Here is an 18,998-nt window from a genome sequence, read left to right on the forward strand (position 1 = left end):
TATGAAAACTAAAATATCTGCATTGTTGATATTGCTTTTAATGGCAGTAGGAGTCAATGCACAAATTGACCGATCTGTAATGCCTAAACCAGGGCCTTCCCCGAAGATTGTTTTAGAAGACCCGGGAGAGTTTGAACTAGATAATGGTATTAAGGTGCTCGTTGTTGAGAACCATAAATTACCACGTGTATCCTATTCTTTACGAATTGATAACAAACCGGTCACGGAAGGAGAAAAAGCGGGAGTTTCAAGTATCCTTGCTGCGATGTTGGGTAACGGAACCACAAATATCCCTAAGGATGAATTTAATGATGAAGTAGACTTCTTAGGTGCGAGTTTGAGCTTTGGGTCTAGTAGTGCTTATGCTAGTACCTTATCCAAATATTCAGAACGTGTTTTAGAACTCATGGCTGACGCCGCTATTAATCCGCTATTAACTGAAGAGGAATTTGAAAAGGAGAAAGAAAAATTAATAGAAAATTTAAAGTCTGAAGAAAAAAGTGTAGCAGCTGTCGCCAATAGGGTTGGTAGTGCACTTGCCTATGGAACGAACCACCCTTATGGAGAGTTTGTTACTGAAGAAACGGTTAATAATATTGAATTTGGAGATGTTTTAGGCTATTACGATGCTTACTTCAACCCTCAAAATGCTTATATAGTTGTAGTAGGAGATGTTGATATGTTAACGATTGAAAGGCTGATGAAAAAATACTTCGGTCAGTGGAAAACCGATGTTGCCATAGAGACATCATTGCCAGAACCGGCACCTAATGTACAGTATACACAAATAAATTTTGTGGACATGCCAAATGCCGTACAGTCCAATATTTCCTTGACGAATAATGTGGATTTAAAAATGGGCGATGAGGATTACCACGCTGTACTTATTACGAATAAAATATTTGGAGGTGGTTTTAACAGCTATCTCAATATGAATCTTCGTGAGGAACACGGTTATACTTATGGAGCACGCTCTAATGTGAGTGCTAGCAGATGGGGCGCTTCACGCTTTACTGCTGGAGCTGAAGTACGAAATGCAGTTACCGATAGTGCGGTTATGGAGACGCTTAAGGAAATTAAGCGTATTAGAACCGAGCTTGTTGATGACAAGGATTTGGCAAACGCCAAAGCTAAATATGTTGGTGATTTTGTATTGGCTTTAGAGCGCCCGCAAACAGTTGCTAATTATGCTCTTAATATAAAATTGAATAATTTACCAGACGATTTTTATACCACCTACCTCGAGAAAATTAATGCCGTAACCAAAGAAGATGTTAAACGTATTGCAAATACATATTTCAAGACCGAGAATGCACGCATTGTAGTTGTTGGAAAAGGTAGTGAGGTTATAGAAAACCTCGAGAAAACGGGTATTCCTATTATGTATTTTGATAAATATGCCAATAAGACAGAGAAACCTGTATTCTCTAAACCTTTACCTGCAGACCTTAAGGCCTCGGACGTATTAAAAACATACATTGAGGCTTTAGGCGGTAAGGAAAAGTTGGAGAACGTGAACACTATCGTTCAAGAAATGCAAGCTTCCTTCCAAGGACAAGATATGACAACTACATTGAAGCAAATGTCACCTAACCTATTGGTAAATGAGGTGAGTATGGCCGCTATGGGAACTGTTTTTAAACAAGTCTTTGATGGTGAAAAAGGGTACATGGCTCAGATGGGACAAAAACAAGACATGCCAGCTGAAATGGTTGAGGAAATGAAGTCTAAAAAGGGTTTGTTTGAGGAGCTAAACTATTTAAGTGATAATGCAAATATGGAATTAAAGGCCATTGAACCTGTTGACGGTAAAGACGCCTATGTAGTGACCATAGAAACCGCTTCCGGAAGCAAGACGACCAACTATTATGACGTGGAGACCGGCTTGAAGCTCAAGCAGGCTGAAACAGTTAAAGGACCAGGAGGTAATGAGGTCACCCAAGAGACCACATTTGGTGACTACCAAGAAGTGGATGGAATTAAATTTCCATTTACAATGAGCGTGCCTATGGCCGGAACCAAAATAGAGTTCAGTACAAATTCGGTTAAGGTAAATGAGCCTCTCACTAAAAAGGACTTTGAATAAGTCCTAAAACATAGAATACGAAAGAACCGAAGCTGAAGCTTCGGTTTTTTTATGGTTTATATTTGTTAGAAATATAAACACCAAGCAGAATAAGAACAGCACCTAATACCTGAATAAGACTAAAAGACTCTCCGTCTAACCATCCCCAAAACAGCGCAACCGTAGGCATAAGATAAGTTACTGAAGAGGCAAAAACAGGTGTGGATAGTTGCACTAATTTATTGAACAAAACCTTAGCAATGGCAGTACCAAATACAGATAGAATAGTGACATAAATCAAAGAATCATAAAAGAACTGTTTTTGAAAGGTCTTTGCTTCAAAAAAATCCGTGATATATAGAAGAATAAGGGCAGGAATAATAATAACCACATAATTCCCTGTTGCAATGGCGAGAGGCCTAACATCTTGTAAGTGTCGTTTAATGATATTCACATTGGTGGCATACATGAATGTAGAAGCGATAACAAATCCTGCATAAATGTAATTTTGATCGGGATTAATATTTGCTCCACTGAGTATTAATAAGGCCGTACCTACAAAACCAATAACAACGCCAAAAACTTGTTTGGCCGTAGTTGTAATTTTAAAAAAAGCAAGACCTAAAAGTATGGTGTTTAGAGGAACCAATGAGTTTAATATAGAGGCCACAGCGCTATCGATTTCGGTTTCAGCTATGGCAAAAAAGAAGGCCGGAATCAGTGATGCTATAAAACCAGATAGGGCAATCCATTTCCATTTATCCTTAGGGATGTCCTTGATGGTGTAGAACCCAAAAGACAATAGTATAATGCCGGTTAAGACCGATCGTAAGGCGCCCAACTGATATGCGGTAAGACCTAAGAGGGATTTCTTAATTAAGATAAAGGAACTTCCCCAAATAATGGAAAGAGCAATGAGATAGACCCATTTAAGGTTCGGATTTTTCATGCTTTGTTTTACAAAAGAATCACAAAAATCGTTAATTCGTTCGCAAGAAACCTGAAAGTTTGTTAGATTTATCAAGAATTTAATAGTTCCATTTTTATGAATACAATAAAGAATATAAGTTTAGCAATGATGACGGTTTTGTTCATTGTATCATGTAAGAACGATACAAAGCCTGAAATTAAAACTGTTGAGGTGGCAGTAGCGAATACGGAACCCACTCAAAATTTAGATCCAAATGCCAGCTATGCGAAAGTAGAGTTTGGTATTGAAGGCATGACTTGCGCCATGGGTTGTGCTAAAACCATAGAAAAGAAAATGGCAAAAATGGATGGTGTAAAGTCTGCCAAAGTAGATTTTGATAAGCGCCTTGCAATGGTAGAATATGATGAGGCCAAAGTAACACCAAAAACCTTGGAGGATGCAGTTACAGGAGTAGCTGATATTTATAAGGTGAAGGATATGAAAGTTGTGGATGAGTTTAATGCTGCAAAGAAGCCGTGTCCAGCAGATTGTAACAAGGCTTGTTGTGCTAACAAAATAGAAGCAGAGAAGAAAGCTTGCGCCAAAGATTGTAAAAAGGCATGTTGCAGCGGTAATAAAAAGACGGAGTAACATAATAGTTTACGAAACAACAAATAGCGCCACTATCAAAGAGTGGCGTTTTTTATGGTATCTGTAGAAGACTAATTCCAACGAGCATACAGCCAAAAGGCAAAAGCCAAAGCAAGTAAATTGAAGTAGGTTTGCCTTTGGTTTTAGCCTTGAGAATATGACGTTTTTTGCCATTATAATAGAGCCAGTTTCTAAAGGTAACCATAAGGGTTACCAATGAAAAAAGTACCCAAAATTTAGTGTCTGACATCATAGGAAGATTCATTTGCCTGGCAAAACCCATTAAAAAAGCTGCTAATACAAGAAGAATGGACCCCGACAATAGGTTAATGTAAAGTGCTGCTATGTTCAGACTCTTCTTTCCTAAGGTCTTATTGTAGTAACTGTAAATGGCGATATAAAAAGCGTCGAGCATAAGAAAAATTAAAAAAACCACACCTTAATCACAAAGATGTGGTTTTTTGTTAGAAGTTAAAATTTATGATTTAATTACCTGTAACCACTACATTATCTAAATGGTATCTAGTTGTAGCACTAGGGTCTGAGCCTTCATAGAAGAACCCAATCACTGCTGTACCATCTACACAGGAGATATTAACAGGGCCTACGGATTCAAAATTACCGAATGTACTGGCTGGACCAACAGGAATGGTAACATCTAAAATAGACCAGGTTGCTGTTGTTGGGTCACCCGTATAATCCGTAGATATCCAAACACTGAGATTGGTGCCGTTATCAAAGTTGGATTGAATGTCAAAAGATAATTCCTCACCAGTGGTATTATCCATGTTGATAGGTGGTGTAACTAACCATACATCTGCGTCATCGTTGTCAGAATTAAATGCAGAGATCTGCGAGTAAAAATTACCACTGAAACTGCTAATAAACCAATCTGTGTCCGTACCGCTAATATTAATGTTATCCCAGCCCTCAGATTCATAAGTCCCAAAGTTTTCAAAATCTTCTTCAAAGAATGCTGTACCTCCACCAGAAGCACCGGTACATTCTAAGAAATCTGGATCACAACGATCTTGAGTGTCAAAATTGATATCTTCTGGAGTGCTTATTACAATATTAAACACCTCGCCAAAAAAGTCTTTGGATAATATGGCTGTCATACTACCTCTTCCAAAAGGTAAGGTTAAGCCTTTAAAATCAGCAAAAGTACTGGTACTAAATATCACAGCAGAAGACGATGTACAGCTTTCTAATATGCGCTCGCCATCAAATTGGTCAAAAGGCTCAGAGGCATAACTTAATGGGTTGGGACCAGTGGCTTGATTTCGGTTAAATTGTACGTCTTGTAATTCAATAAGTAAGTTGGTCTTATCATTGGAAAATTCTGAGAATTCAAGAAGCATAGGTACCATAGTCGTGATTTCTGCAGAACGTATGATGACTTCATTTTCAGCTGCTGCTGAAATTTTTCCTATAAAATTACCATCTAATGTCCCCAAGGATAACACACCATTGGAAATACCTGCGTAAAGCCCGTTAAGCTTAACATAAACTTTGCGACCAATATCATATCGGCCAAAAAGTGGATTTACATCAATAAGAACGCGAATACCAACCGTTGGGTTCTCAGGGTTATCCTGAAGAATGATTTCCTCAAAATAGTTACCGGCCTCATCAGAAGATACCACATAACCTTCCATGTATTGAACAATGCCAGAATCGTCAAAATTGAAAAACAGGAAGTCTTCATTGTTGTTGTAATCGATCCCTCCACCATGGATTTGTCCTAATCCACCAGCAACTGATGAAATTGGGATGACGTCACCATCCAATACAGGTTCTACGATATCTGTGTTCGGTGTGTCAAAGTCATCGTCCTCAACGCAACTGTTTAATACTACCAATCCAAGTATTAGTAGCAGAAATTTGTTAAATTTTAAAGTTTTCATGATTGCTTTTTTATATGTTTTGTTGGATGATGGACACCCACTTACTTGTATGGTCTTTATTTGCTTATTCTGTTTCATAGCTTAAAATCTTACATAAACATTAAGGTAGTAGGTTGTGCCATTACCAAAGAAATAGCGCGGTCCAAATATTGGACCATTTGCTCTTGATTTATCTTCTTGTAATCTGCGGTAATTCGCTAAACGTGATTGTTCAAAACCACCTGTTCTGTATTCTTCATTAAAGACATTATTTATAGTGGCAAAGAATCCAACAAAATAGTCGCCTATTTTCCAAGATTTACCGCCGATAATATTAACTAGCATATAGCTATCAAACTGTTCCTGTTTAAGTAATTCCTTAGCTTCACCAGGATCATAATCGTTAAAGGTATTACCGTCATAATCTGAGGTAAAATTAGCTGATCGCGCTAAGTTACTTACATCGATATAGGCATTAGAAAAGAAGTTGCTTGTAATTCCTATATTCCAATAATTAGGATCTCTGTATTCAAAACCTATTTGGTAGGCGCGTTCAGGGCCACCTGCAACATGATAATTTTTGAGTTGGGTAGTACCATCACCAAAGGTCACCTCTCTGTTAATATCTGGTCGATTTAAGAAATCTACACTCGTAAGGTATAAATTTGGATTATTTTGGAAAGTATATTGACCAATTGAAGCAGCGCCCTTAAGTTTTATGGTTGGGGTTACTTGAGCTTCAATCCCCAATTCAACCCCGACATGTCGGCGTTCTATATTGGTCAAAATTTCCTGCACAAAGGCATCTCCGCTATCAATACCTAAACCAGCTAAATCTTCTGTAAAATAGAAACCTATATCGCTGCCGTCTTTAAAACCATTATAAAAACCGGTTATCCGTGCTTTTACTATCGGTGATCTAAAGATATAGCTTACATCAACAGACTGGATTTTCTCGCTCTCCAACCCAATAACCGTTGCATTGCTTTGTCTAGCATTACTGAAGGAATTTCTTAATGTTGGTGCTTTTGTAAAATAGCTGGTATTTACATCAACCAAATGTTTACCTGTCACTTTATAGGTAAATCCACCTTTTAAACCATAGTTGGTGAAATCGAGTTGATCACTTTCGCCAAAGGAACCATTATTACCTCCGCCTTGGAAAAAACCGTTTTCATATAAACCGGTTCTCTGGTATGAGGTCCGCGAAAAATTGGCGCCTACATAAAAGTCAATACGATTGTATTTAAACTGTGCCTGAGCAAAAGCACTCACTACGCTGGCATCCATTTCGTAATTATATTTGTAGCGTTCACCTTCCCGCGCAATACGGTTAGGATTCCTAATGTCACTCTGAGCTAAATTAGCGGCTACGACCTCATCGATATCATTGTTTTCCTCATCAGCAAAAAAATCAACATCCAAGTATCCAGTTCCACCCAAAAGATCTTCTAATCGGGCAAAGTTTTCGCTTTTTAATCGCCTGTAGTTTAAGGCTGCATTTAGCCTAATATTATCGGCTAATTCGGCATCTAATATCGTATTGAATGTAAATTGTTGGTCTTTTATAACATCTGCTTGTACCGCGTATAACGAATTACCTTCTACATTACTAGGTCTTGTATTTGCCTCATAAAAACTAAACCAAGGCATCTGACCATCATTTAAGAACTTCTGCTGGGCTAAGTAAGCATTTTGGTAATCAAAAGGCGTCGGGTTAGGATCTTGTAAAAAGAAACTCGGTAAATTTTGGTAATACGTGGGGTCTGGGTTGCGTGCGCCACCTAAATAAGCATCATCACCATTTTCATCCTCAAAAAGTCGTGTTCCGCCATTATCAATCCGCGTATTGGCGATTTCACCGAATTGATAGGCTATATTGGTATTCAATCTTACTTTAGAAGAAATATCCCAAAAATGGTTTAACATTAAAATAGGTTCATCGATATTACGGGTTCTAGAGTTTCGTTCTGCTCCATTAAGCAAACCCCAAAATGGATTGTAGCGCCTTCCTTTGAGTTCAAAAACCTCTTGTGTAATAGCTGTAGAACGGCCCCTTCTATTTTGAGCATAAATACCTGTAAAATTTAAGCTATGCTTTTCATTGATTTGCTTTTCAACAGCGATAAAAAAGGAATTGGCATCGTATAAGGTACCATCTATATAGCCTTGTTCCCCAAAGCGGCGCGAACCTAGAACGGAATATGACCAACCGCCCTCTAACAAGCCAGAGTTATAACTTGCCATAACTCGCCCTTGGTAACTTCTATTAGCTGAAGCATAGGAGATACGGCCACCCTTTCTGTACTTAGAGGCACGCATTATGATGTTATTGGTTCCTGCCAAATCCCCGAAGGTATAATCGTTAGCAGACATACCCATTGAAAATTCCTGATTACGCTGTACATCGTTTAAGCCTCCCCAATTCGCCCACTGAGGTCTACCGTTAAATTGTTTGTTCATCTCTACACCATTGATAAGAACCCTACCATTGGCGTTATCCAATCCACGAGGTCTAAAAAATGTTGCGCTAAAGTCAAAGGCTGCTGCATTTAAAAATACATCTCTTGAAGCCTGTAGAAGTCCAGAAATATTATCTGTTAAACCATCATCTTCACTGTTTAAATTATCATCGGAAATTGAAATGATGAATAAATCTTTTTTGTCACTCGAATCAAAATCTAAAGTTATACCGCTGATGTCAACAGTCTGTCCTTCATTAACAATGATGGGGTAACGTTTTGTAACATAGCCTACTTTTTCCACCTTCAAAACCTGTTCGCCTAAGGGGACATTTTCAGTAAAACTGAATTCTCCTTTACCATCGGTTTGTGTGTTTTGATCGGTTTCTTCAATAGTAATAGTTACATCAGGAATTGGTTCTCCTGTGGTTCCATCCAGAACACTTCCTTTTATCAGAGTTTGTTGTGCAAAACTTGTTAAAGAGAAGGCAACTCCGAACAGAAAGAGTAAGAAACTTTTTTTCATGCCTATTTTTATATTGATTGTTAGTGTAGATTAAAAAATGGTTATTTAAGGCAATCAAATGTACATTAAATATAATTATTACATAATTTTGAAAAGCCGTTTGGCTGGGATATAACGATAAGATAATAGTCCTATTTCATGTTATTATTTAAGATGGTTAACTTGTAATTTCCCTAGCCTTTGCTGCACAAATTAAAATAAAAATTAAATTGAATGCTAATGAATTTAATAAAATCACTACTCATATTTGCTGCCTTATCGTGTTTTTTAACTGTGGCTGCACAGAAAAAAAAAAAGTTTAAGATTCATACCATAGCCTTCTACAATTTAGAGAATCTTTTTGACACCATTGACGACCCCTTAAAACGAGATGAGGCTAGTCCAATTATGGAACTAAACGCAAATAGGAGCCAAATCTATAAACAAAAAGTCAAGAATATGGCGCGGGTCATAGCCAATATTGGTGCTGATATAGCTAAGAATTCACCGGCAGTGATTGGTGTATGCGAGGTGGAAAACAGAAAAGTACTTGAAGACGTGGTCAACGATCCGTTACTTTTGGGTAAGGACTATGGCATTATCCATTTTGAAGGGCCCGATAGACGAAGTATAGATGTTGCCTTGTTGTACCAAAAAGACTTATTTAGACCAATTGAGTCGAGCTCTCTGGAGTTACGCATTTATGACGACCTAACACGCAGGCGTGTTTATACGCGTGACCAATTGCTGGTAAGTGGGGAGCTAGATGGTGATTTAATCTATATCATTGTAAATCATTGGCCATCGCGCAGTGGTGGTGAGGCCAGGAGTAGATCAAAACGTGTAGGCGCTGCAAAACTTAACAAGCGTATCATTGACTCATTGCAATCCATTGATCCTTATGCCAAGATTTTTACTATGGGTGATTTAAATGATGACCCAACCAATGATAGCGTAAAGGAAGTTTTGAAAGCCAAGAAAAATAAAGAAGACGTGGAACTTAAAGGATTATACAATCCTTATGAAAAAATGTTTAGCGATAAAGGCTACGGAACAACGGCATATAGGGATGCTTGGAGTCTATTCGATCAAATAATTATGAGCCAACCCTTGCTAGAAGAGGATTACTCGTCTTATAGATTTTGGAAGGCGGGTATTTATAATAAGGCCTACTTAACCAATAAGCGTGGTCGATGGGAGGGTTACCCTTTTAGAAGTTTTGCCGATGGCGGTTTTACGGATGGGTTTAGCGATCACTTTCCCGTTTATGTTTACCTCATTAAGCAGGTTGAAGACTAACTTAATGAGTTAAGACAGCCATAAATTCCATGGTATTTTAGCAAGAACTAGAATCAGTGACAATGTATAAAAAAGAGCTAGCTTCTTAAATTTGGCTTTTGAAACCAGTTTCTTTTTATGTTTTGAATACCCAATCGTCACCAAAGCAACGGCAACTATCATGGTTGTGGGATGTTCAACAATAAGATTTCTAAGAGCAGAATTCTTCATAACTTCACCCATACCACCAACTTGTTCTATTGTTGTGAAATAGTCTTTTGTAAAATACAGGATGATTCCAATCAACAACTGAATATGCATAGTAATAAGCGCAAAAAGGGAGATTCTAAAGTCCTTGGCATCAAATTCCTTATTACCAAAAAACTTGATGAGTGCATTAAAAGTCGCTAATACGAGTACCACAAGCACTAAATATGCCCAATACGAATGAATAAATTGAAGAGTTTCCATAAAAAACTATTAGTTCAAGGCAAAAATAAGAATTTGCCATCAAAGAATTTAATTATTAATTAGTTGCTTTTACTTCTCGTAAATCCCAATTGTTAGATCACCAGTTGCGTTCATTTGTGCGCGATACATGCCCGCAGTATTGAACTCCATCACCATGTTCCCATCTTTATCTACGGCAATGATGCCGCCTGTACCCCCTAATTTGGTTAGTTTGTCTTGTATAACAATACGGGCAGCTTCCTTTAGGGATAACGCTTTGTACTCCATTAAGGCTGAAATATCATGGGCCACCATACCTCTAATAAAATATTCACCCCAACCTGTGCTCGATACCGCACATGTAGCGTTGTTAGCATAAGTGCCTGCGCCGATAATTGGAGCGTCACCAATTCTACCATAACGTTTATTGGTCATACCTCCAGTTGAGGTGCCAGCTGCAAGATTTCCATTCTTATCCAAAGCAGCGCAACCTACAGTACCAAATTTGGAGTTCTTTATATCGGTATCGTAGAAATTAATAGCGGCCGATTCCATATCAATATCTTTTTCTTTTTGGGCTTGTCGCTCCTTGACGCGCCGCAAACCATCAAAGCGATTTTGGGTAAAGAAATAGTCAGGTGTTACCAGTTCAAAACCTTGCTCTTCTGCAAACTGTTCAGCCCCTTTACCAGATAACATTACATGTTCAGACTGTTCCATTACAGCACGCGCTAAATTAATCGGGTTTTTCACCGTGGTTGTCCCAGCAGAAGCACCAGCGTTCAATGTTTTTCCGTCCATGATTGAGGCATCAAGCTCATTGGTTTCTACGTTGGTGAATACAGCACCTTTACCTGCATTAAACAGTGGGGAATCTTCCATGACATTAATGGTTTTCTGCACGGCATCTATGCTGCTCCCGCCGTTTTTGAGAATATCATAACCCACTTTAATGGCTTCTTCTAGTTTTGCTTTATAAGCAGCTTCGCGCTCAGGAGTCATATTTTTCTTTAGAATAGTTCCTGCGCCACCGTGAATAACTATGGCAAATTCTTGCTTTTCTCCAGTAACCTCTGCGGCTATGGATGTTTCACTTTTAGACTCGGAATTGTGCTCAGAATTACAGGAGAGGGAGAAAGAAATAATTACAAAATACAGAAGGAATTTTTTCATGGGTCAGTTGATTTTTAAAGAAACTTAAAGGTACATTATTAGAGAAGATGCTTCAAGAAAAAGTGACAATTTATTAGTAACTTCGCGATATTATTCAATAATTCTTAAAAAACACATATATATGGAAGCTGTAGCTACCGATTTCGGAATAAAAGACGCCTTAAACCAATTAGGTGTAAACCCTATAAACGAAGGAACCTCCACGGGTTCAAATTGCTTTTCTAACGGTGAATTAATTGAAAGTAATTCCCCTGTAGATGGTGCATTAATTGGCAAGGTAAAATCAACCACCAAAGAAGACTATGAAAAAGCCATGAAAGCCGCAACATCTGCGTTTAAGACATGGCGGACCATGCCTGCGCCACAACGTGGTGAAATTGTGAGACAGTTTGGTGATAAATTGAGAGAAAAGAAAGAAGCTTTAGGTAAGTTAGTATCTTATGAAATGGGTAAGTCTTACCAAGAAGGTTTGGGAGAGGTTCAAGAAATGATAGACATCTGTGATTTTGCTGTAGGTTTATCGAGACAGCTCCACGGATTGACTATGCACTCTGAACGTCCTGGTCATCGCATGTATGAACAGTACCATCCACTTGGTGTGGTCGGTATCATTTCAGCATTTAATTTTCCAGTAGCCGTTTGGGCTTGGAATACAGCTTTAGCCTGGGTTTGTGGCGATGTTTGTATTTGGAAACCCTCAGAAAAAGTACCGCTTTGTGGTATTGCTTGTCAAAATATAGCGGCTGAAGTTTTTGCCACAAATAATTTGCCTGAAGGTATTTCCTGTTTAATTAATGGCGATCATAAGGTCGGTGAATTTATGACCAAAGACACTCGTGTGCCTTTAGTATCTGCGACAGGATCAACCCGTATGGGTAAAATCGTCGCTAAAGAGGTTGCTGGCCGTCTAGGAAAATCACTTTTAGAATTGGGAGGAAATAATGCTATTATTGTTACACCAGATGCCGATATAAAAATGACAGTGATAGGTGCGGTTTTCGGTGCAGTGGGTACTTGTGGGCAACGTTGCACGAGCACACGACGCCTAATTATTCACGAGAGCATTTATGACAAAGTAAAAGAGGCTGTTGTAGACGCCTACAACCAATTGCGTATAGGAAATCCTTTAGATGAAAATAACCATGTAGGGCCACTGATTGACACAGATGCTGTAAAGATGTATCAAAATGCCTTAACCCAAGTTGTTGAAGAGGGAGGTAACATTGTCGTTGAAGGTGGTGTTCTTTCTGGTGAAGGTTACGAAAGTGGTTGCTATGTAAAACCTGCTATTGCAGAAGCCCAACCGGACTATAAGATTGTGCAACACGAAACCTTTGCGCCCGTATTGTATCTGTTGAAGTATTCTGGCGAGGTTGAAAATGCCATCACTATTCAAAATGATGTTGCGCAAGGTTTATCCTCTGCAATTATGACAAATAACCTACGTGAGGCTGAACGTTTCTTATCTGTTCAAGGTTCTGATTGTGGTATTGCTAATGTTAATATTGGGACTTCTGGTGCCGAAATTGGAGGTGCATTCGGTGGAGAAAAGGAAACGGGAGGCGGACGTGAATCTGGCTCGGATGCCTGGAAAATCTATATGCGCCGTCAAACCAATACTATAAACTACACTACAGAATTACCATTAGCTCAGGGTATAAAGTTTGACTTGTAAGATTTAAAAGACAACCATATTTTTCAAAATACTGGAACAGCTGCGTTTTCTAAATTTGGCTGAAGACACTCAAGGCAAAAACTGAAGGCAACAGCTGGGTTATGGCCTTGGTATTGGAATTTATCTTTGATCTCTAAAAACAAAAAACCTTGTTTCATCAACCCATAGGGCTTTCATTGAAACAAGGTTATATAATTGATTAATAGCCTAACAAAGATGCATATAAATATTGTTGAAAAGGAAATTTTATGACGAACGGCAAAAAAAAATGTATGATGAGCACGACGGTTTAATAGAATCCGATGAGAGGTAAAAAAATCAGGATAAAATTATTAAAAAATCCGACCAACTAGTTATATTTTACTTTTCTCAAAATTCTAATAGTTTCCTTGTAGGATTGATATATGTCAGCGCCGAAGTTCCTAAGATAAGGTTTGGCATATTCCAATTTTGGTAATGCACCATCAAAACCATTGAGATAACAAATGAGGTAACTAGCAGCTAAATTTTCAAGGTCTAGCGCTTCATGAGGGGCCAATTCAATATGCTTTTCAAGTTTTTCCAGAATAGCATTATTAGTGTTGTAGATGTGGTGTAATAACTTGCGATCAAACTGTGGTGGGTCAAAAAGAAGCTCAGCTTCTATAGAGTAGTTGGCACTATCATCAAAAGTAATCGTGGTTTTTTCTAGCTTATAATACTTGTAGGAATGTTGGAGTCCTAACCTCACATATTCTAAAATACTAAACGAATCATTATTGTAGCGAATAGCCACTTCGTCTAAGGCTGAATAAAACAATCGAACCTGCTCATTCACCAATTCAATGTCTACCCGTGAATAAAAGGTTTCATCCTTTACCTCCTTTTTACTTCCTGACCAACATAGCACAAAGTATTCCTTAAATACCTTGTACTGTGGGTTGTAATCCCGGCGCTTATTCATGAAGTCAAAGACTCCATCAAGAGTGAGTTCAATGTTATTTTGTGCGTGATTCTCAATAGCCGAAACTATTTTTGAATTTACATCCTTAAGCTCAATATCAAACACCTTGGGCATACTCATGCTACCATCTCTAAAGAACACTGAACCGCCATAATATTTCCAAATATTTTTTCTGAGTGAGGTTATTTTGTTATTAGGTCTTATGGTGACCAACCCCACAACTTTATCATCTGGCAGATGTGGAAAAGGAATATTCTCGTATTGCACGATAGGCGGATGAGTGAGATAGGCATTGATTAAATTTTGGATTTTGCTATCATCAAAAAAATCAACACCGATTATTTTATTGTCTTCATCTTGAACACCTATAACGATATAGGAATTATTTTTTGGGTTGCTATTGGATAGAGCACAAATGTGCTTTAGAAATTTCGCCTTGCCTTCTTTATAACCAATATCTATTTTGCGTTTTTTGTCATAAAAACTATTCTCATCATTGTGAGCCAATAAGTTTTTTATAAGCAGGCGTTTGTTTATCAAAACAAGGTTGCGATTAGGATCTTAAAAATTTATAGGTTTTTGTTTGACTTGTTTATGGTCGTTGAGTTAGCCTGTGCTGTCGGAAAGACTAATATATCTGCTAAATTAACGTGCTCAGGTCTTGTAATGGTAAAGTAGATTATGTCAGCGATATCTTCGGCCTGCAAGGCTTTATAACCCTGGTAAACTGAATCGGCCTCCTTGCCACCCTTAAAACGCACCTTGGAAAACTCGGTTTCCACTAAGCCAGGATTAATAGCACTTACCTTAATACCATAAGGATTTAAATCGATTCGCATGCCTTCGGTTATAGCTAAAACAGCATGCTTGCTTGCGCAATAGACATTGCCTTTAGGGTAGACTTCTTTCCCAGCAGAAGATCCAATATTAATGATATGGCCAGTATGCCGCTGAATCATTTTGGGGATTATGGCCTTACTCACGTAAAGTAGGCCTTTTACATTGATATCCATCATGGCATCCCAATCGTCTAAGCTGCCGGTCTGAATGGGGTCTAGACCATGGGCATTACCAGCATTATTGATTAGAATATCTATATCCTGAAATTCCTTAGGTAAAGATTCAAGGGCCTCCAAGGTTTTGGATCTATCGCTAACATCAAAATTCAAGGTATAAACATCAGTATCCCGAGAAAGTGCTTTTTCAAGACTGTCCAATCGCTGCTGGCGACGGCCGCATAAAATCAATTTTATACCGTGTTTGGCAAATTCGTGTGCGGTTGCTTGTCCAATACCACTGGTTGCACCTGTAATTAATGCTGTTTTTCTCATAAGTTTAAATTTAGGGTACTTTATGGCCTTGACAGGCTACCAAAATTAAAAACCAATCCTCTAATTCTAGATTTATTTTAGAAGCCGCCATAGCTTGTTTTAATCGTGTTTTGTTTGTTGTACCTACTACTGGATGAATTTGGGAAGGGTGTTTCATAATCCAAGCTAATAGCAACTGGTCTTCAGTGGCGTTATACTTATCTATTAAATCACCTAATTGTCTATGTATACGTCGGGTCTGCTCGTTATCTGTTTTAAAAACAGAACCCAAGGGTGACCAGGCCATGGGCTTTATGCCATTGGTCTTTATATAATCCAGCGTTCCGTCATGCATGGCTACGTGATTTGTGAGCGAAAATTCAATTTGGTTGACATCAATATCCATACGTAAACCTATTAAGTCCATTTGAGATGGTGTAAAATTAGATACCCCGAATTCCCTTATTTTCCCTTGCTTTTTAAGAATGGTTATGGCCTCGGCAATTTCCTCCGGATTCATTAGTGGGCTAGGTCTATGCAACAAGAGTAAATCCAAATAACCAGTCCTAAGATTTTTTAGGGATTCTTCAACGGACCAAATGATATAATCCTTGCTGTAATCATAATATTTTACCTTGTTATTTCGATTCTCACTTAGATGTTGAATGCCACATTTTGAAATCAATTGTATGGATTCCCGCTCTATGCCAGAGTGAGATAAAGCAGCTCCAAATTGAGATTCTGTGGTGTAGCTGCCGTAAATGTCTGCATGATCAAAAGTAGTAATGTTATTTGCAGTACAGTATCTAATGAGTTCAGCCATGTCTTTTTTAGACAGGTTTTTGCCCCAACTTCCCCACGACATTGTTCCTGCTATTAATCGAGAATATTTCACTTTATTTTCAGTTTATGCGGTTTTTTTTGCCATTGGTGTATAAAAATACTTAAAACATCAGTAATAAATTATTATTGTCGTGTAATTATTAAAAGCCCCAAAATCATGATTCTTTCAAAAGTTTTAAAACCTATTTTCACATCCTGTGTTATACTCTTATTTCTCTTTAGTTGTTCAAGTGACGAATTGGAGAACGATTGTGGTACATCCGTTGTTTCTATTAGCTTAAAGAGTTCTATGAACTTAGAAAACGACGTGTATATCGAAATTGAAGACATCCAGTTTCGGGTAAAGCAAGAGGCTAGCCTAAACAACGCCTGGGTAAGTTTGAACACTATAAATGAAGGTGTCGTAAATATGAGCGATTTGAACGCAGATTCAGATGTGCTGCTTGTACATAATGAAAATATACCCTCGATACCTATCTATGAAATACGTTTAGTGCTTGGTGATCAAAACTTTATAGACTCCAACGGACTTCTCATAGATTTAGATACTGAGAATTTGGGGAAGGCCACGGCAACAAATTTTTTGGAACTGAATTTGCTTCCGAATCAAGAATATGATATTACCATAGATTTTGATACGGACCAATCTGTGTATTTCTCTGAGTTAGAAAACCTAATGGTATTAAGTCCTAAAATTTATACTGAAATAAGACACCTTTCATATTAATTACTTTAATCCTAAATTAATGGAGTTGATGGGGTAATGCCTTTGTATTACTCCTTTTCTTTTTCAGTAAAGTCTATCAACCAATTTAGTTCGTATATCTATATATGTATTCATTATAAAATTTCAACACTATGAACCTTTTAAGACAACTTTTATCCGTTTTAATAATTTTGTCGCTTGTGGCCTGTAATGATTCTGACAGTTCAAATAGTCAAGAACCAGCACAGCTTTCGGTAAGATTGGTTGATAATCCAGGAGATTATGAAAATGTCTTTGTAGAAATTACGGATGTAATGATTAAATACGGAAATACCACGGACGATCCAGAAAATGATGATGAAGGAGGTTGGGTCTCTATAGGTATCATTGAACCTGGAATTTATGACTTATTGGAATTAACAGGTGGGATAAATCTACCTTTAGTTGAAAATGAGAACATAGAACCAGGCTTAATCAAACAAATCCGATTGGTGCTTGGGTCGTCAAATTCCATTGTTTTGGACGGGGAAATAGAAGCTCGCCCACTAACTACACCTAGTGCACAGCAGTCCGGACTTAAGGTCATGGTCAATCAGCCCATTGAAGCTGGTTTCAACTACAGTTTTATCTTAGATTTCGATGTGGATGAATCTATAGTTGTTGCAGGTAATTCAGGAAATATCATTTTAAAGCCTGTTCTAAGAGCCAATTTGGAAGTCAATTCGGGCAGTATAGAAGGCAGTGTTATCCCGTCTGACTTAGCGGTTGAAATTGAGGTTAGTAATGAAAGCACCACCGCCTCAACGTTTACGGATGATCTTGGTAATTACGAAGTTATAGGCTTACCCGCAGGTATTTATACTGTAACCATAACACCTGAAGAAAGTTCATTATTTGAACCAGTGGTATTAACTGATGTTGAAGTTACGGTAGGTAATACTACTATCCTAGATGTAATAACGTTTGAATAAGGCCAGTATCAATCTCTTCATAGGGTGCATTATTTCTCAAAATAATGCACTTTTTTTTTAACCAATTGTTAACAGCAACTCCAAAAATATTTTGACACTTTGCAGGTTTAATAGTTATAGTCTAAATTACACTGCCATAAAACTTTATAATGATGGAAGATGCGAGTACAGTTGATATAAAATCGATTAACGAAAAAATAGAAAAAGAAAGTGCTTTTGTAGATTTGCTGACTTTCGAAATGAACAAGGTCATAGTTGGTCAAAAGCATATGGTAGAGCGGCTATTAATTGGTCTGCTCGGACAAGGCCACATTCTTCTAGAAGGTGTCCCAGGTTTAGCAAAAACCTTGGCTATAAACAGTTTAGCTAAAGCTGTTGATGCGAGTTTTAGTAGAATTCAATTTACGCCAGACCTTCTGCCTGCAGATGTTATTGGAACCTTAATTTACAATATGAAAGAGAATGATTTCTCTATAAAAAAGGGACCGATTTTTGCAAATTTTGTTTTGGCTGATGAGATTAACAGAGCCCCAGCTAAGGTGCAGTCAGCACTACTAGAGGCCATGCAAGAAAAGCAAGTAACCATTGGTGACGAAACGTTCATTTTAGAAAAACCATTCTTGGTTATGGCAACCCAAAACCCGGTGGAACAAGAAGGAACCTATCCGTTACCTGAAGCCCAGGTAGACCGTTTTATGCTAAAAACAGTCATTGATTATCCCAAATTAGAAGAGGAGCAGCTTATTGTAAGAGCCAACCTAAAAGGTAGTTACGATAAAATCAATCCTGTCGTTTCCGTAAAACAAATATTAACGGCACAAGAAGCCGTTAGAGAGGTGTACATGGATGAAAAAATTGAGAGATACATTTTAGACATTGTGTTTGCCACTCGTTATCCAGAAAAGTATAGGTTAGATGACTTGAAACCGTTAATCAGCTTTGGAGCGTCGCCTCGTGGAAGTATCAATTTAGCTACTGCAGCTAAATGTTATGCATTTATAAAAAGACGAGGTTATGTAATACCCGAAGATGTCAGAGCTGTAGTTCACGATGTGCTTAGACATAGAATAGGCATCACCTATGAGGCCGAAGCTGAAAATGTTACTTCAGAAGACATCATCAATAAGATTGTAAACGAAATCGAAGTGCCATAAGATTTTTGGATTTAAG

At 38.0% G+C, this 18,998-nt stretch carries 16 protein-coding genes; 7 read left to right on the top strand and 9 right to left on the bottom strand.

The window, feature by feature from the left end; all coding sequences use genetic code 11:
- Position 1 precedes the first annotated feature (1 nt).
- Positions 2-2,086: a M16 family metallopeptidase gene (locus CA834_RS02365; RefSeq protein ID WP_165764740.1), complete on the top strand. Its 2,085-nt coding sequence runs from the start codon at positions 2-4 to the stop codon at positions 2,084-2,086.
- 49 nt (positions 2,087-2,135) lie between these two features.
- Here CA834_RS02365 and CA834_RS02370 read toward each other — a convergent pair whose 3' ends face one another.
- A complete protein-coding gene (locus CA834_RS02370; protein ID WP_094967054.1) occupies positions 2,136-3,014 on the bottom strand; it encodes a DMT family transporter in 879 nt (292 codons plus the stop codon).
- A 96-nt stretch (positions 3,015-3,110) separates the two neighbouring features.
- On the opposite strand from CA834_RS02370, the gene CA834_RS02375 reads away from it, so the two are divergent.
- On the top strand, positions 3,111-3,626 hold the full coding sequence (locus tag CA834_RS02375; RefSeq protein ID WP_094967055.1) for a heavy-metal-associated domain-containing protein: 516 nt from the start codon (positions 3,111-3,113) through the stop codon (positions 3,624-3,626).
- Between the two features lie 52 nt (positions 3,627-3,678).
- Here the strand turns inward: CA834_RS02375 and CA834_RS02380 are convergent, their stop codons facing one another.
- The 3 genes from CA834_RS02380 to CA834_RS02390 form a co-directional block, all read right to left on the bottom strand.
- Positions 3,679-4,041: a hypothetical protein gene (locus CA834_RS02380; RefSeq protein ID WP_094967056.1), complete on the bottom strand. Its 363-nt coding sequence runs from the start codon at positions 4,039-4,041 to the stop codon at positions 3,679-3,681.
- Positions 4,042-4,111: 70 nt separating this feature from the next.
- Positions 4,112-5,533: a DUF5689 domain-containing protein gene (locus tag CA834_RS02385; RefSeq protein WP_133085443.1), complete on the bottom strand. Its 1,422-nt coding sequence runs from the start codon at positions 5,531-5,533 to the stop codon at positions 4,112-4,114.
- 81 nt (positions 5,534-5,614) lie between these two features.
- Positions 5,615-8,500: a TonB-dependent receptor gene (locus CA834_RS02390; RefSeq protein ID WP_094967058.1), complete on the bottom strand. Its 2,886-nt coding sequence runs from the start codon at positions 8,498-8,500 to the stop codon at positions 5,615-5,617.
- Positions 8,501-8,719: 219 nt separating this feature from the next.
- Here CA834_RS02390 and CA834_RS02395 point away from each other — a divergent pair, with 219 nt between their 5' ends.
- Positions 8,720-9,778 carry an endonuclease/exonuclease/phosphatase family protein gene (locus CA834_RS02395; protein WP_094967242.1) on the top strand — a complete coding sequence of 353 codons (1,059 nt, stop codon included), beginning with the start codon at positions 8,720-8,722 and terminating at the stop codon, positions 9,776-9,778.
- 9 nt (positions 9,779-9,787) lie between these two features.
- Here the strand turns inward: CA834_RS02395 and CA834_RS02400 are convergent, their stop codons facing one another.
- Both CA834_RS02400 and CA834_RS02405 read right to left on the bottom strand, forming a co-directional pair.
- Positions 9,788-10,228: a hypothetical protein gene (locus CA834_RS02400; protein ID WP_094967059.1), complete on the bottom strand. Its 441-nt coding sequence runs from the start codon at positions 10,226-10,228 to the stop codon at positions 9,788-9,790.
- Positions 10,229-10,297: 69 nt separating this feature from the next.
- On the bottom strand, positions 10,298-11,380 hold the full coding sequence (locus CA834_RS02405) for an isoaspartyl peptidase/L-asparaginase family protein (protein WP_094967060.1): 1,083 nt from the start codon (positions 11,378-11,380) through the stop codon (positions 10,298-10,300).
- 121 nt (positions 11,381-11,501) lie between these two features.
- Between CA834_RS02405 and amaB the strand changes: the two genes are divergently transcribed.
- Positions 11,502-13,055, top strand: a complete 1,554-nt coding sequence (gene amaB, locus CA834_RS02410; RefSeq protein WP_094967061.1) for an L-piperidine-6-carboxylate dehydrogenase — start codon at positions 11,502-11,504, stop codon at positions 13,053-13,055.
- Positions 13,056-13,404: 349 nt separating this feature from the next.
- On the opposite strand, the gene CA834_RS02415 is transcribed toward amaB, so the two are convergent.
- From CA834_RS02415 to CA834_RS02425, 3 genes are read right to left on the bottom strand one after another with little or no spacing between them, the layout of a single operon-like run.
- Positions 13,405-14,538, bottom strand: coding sequence for an ATP-binding protein (locus tag CA834_RS02415; RefSeq protein WP_094967062.1), 1,134 nt, complete (start codon positions 14,536-14,538; stop codon positions 13,405-13,407).
- A 29-nt stretch (positions 14,539-14,567) separates the two neighbouring features.
- Complete coding sequence (locus CA834_RS02420) at positions 14,568-15,329, bottom strand: SDR family NAD(P)-dependent oxidoreductase (RefSeq protein ID WP_094967063.1); 762 nt, start codon at positions 15,327-15,329, stop codon at positions 14,568-14,570.
- Positions 15,330-15,339: 10 nt separating this feature from the next.
- On the bottom strand, positions 15,340-16,203 hold the full coding sequence (locus tag CA834_RS02425; protein ID WP_240507406.1) for an aldo/keto reductase: 864 nt from the start codon (positions 16,201-16,203) through the stop codon (positions 15,340-15,342).
- A gap of 105 nt (positions 16,204-16,308) precedes the next feature.
- Here CA834_RS02425 and CA834_RS02430 point away from each other — a divergent pair, with 105 nt between their 5' ends.
- The 3 genes from CA834_RS02430 to CA834_RS02440 all read left to right on the top strand — a co-directional run bounded on the left by CA834_RS02430 (position 16,309) and on the right by CA834_RS02440 (position 18,982).
- Complete coding sequence (locus tag CA834_RS02430; RefSeq protein WP_094967065.1) at positions 16,309-16,878, top strand: DUF4382 domain-containing protein; 570 nt, start codon at positions 16,309-16,311, stop codon at positions 16,876-16,878.
- Positions 16,879-17,009: 131 nt separating this feature from the next.
- On the top strand, positions 17,010-17,828 hold the full coding sequence (locus CA834_RS02435; RefSeq protein WP_094967066.1) for a DUF4382 domain-containing protein: 819 nt from the start codon (positions 17,010-17,012) through the stop codon (positions 17,826-17,828).
- Between the two features lie 152 nt (positions 17,829-17,980).
- Positions 17,981-18,982: an AAA family ATPase gene (locus CA834_RS02440; RefSeq protein WP_094967067.1), complete on the top strand. Its 1,002-nt coding sequence runs from the start codon at positions 17,981-17,983 to the stop codon at positions 18,980-18,982.
- Positions 18,983-18,998: the final 16 nt, after the last annotated feature.

Source organism: Winogradskyella aurantia (assembly GCF_002266855.1).
GTDB classification, from domain to species: Bacteria; Bacteroidota; Bacteroidia; order Flavobacteriales; family Flavobacteriaceae; genus Winogradskyella; species Winogradskyella aurantia.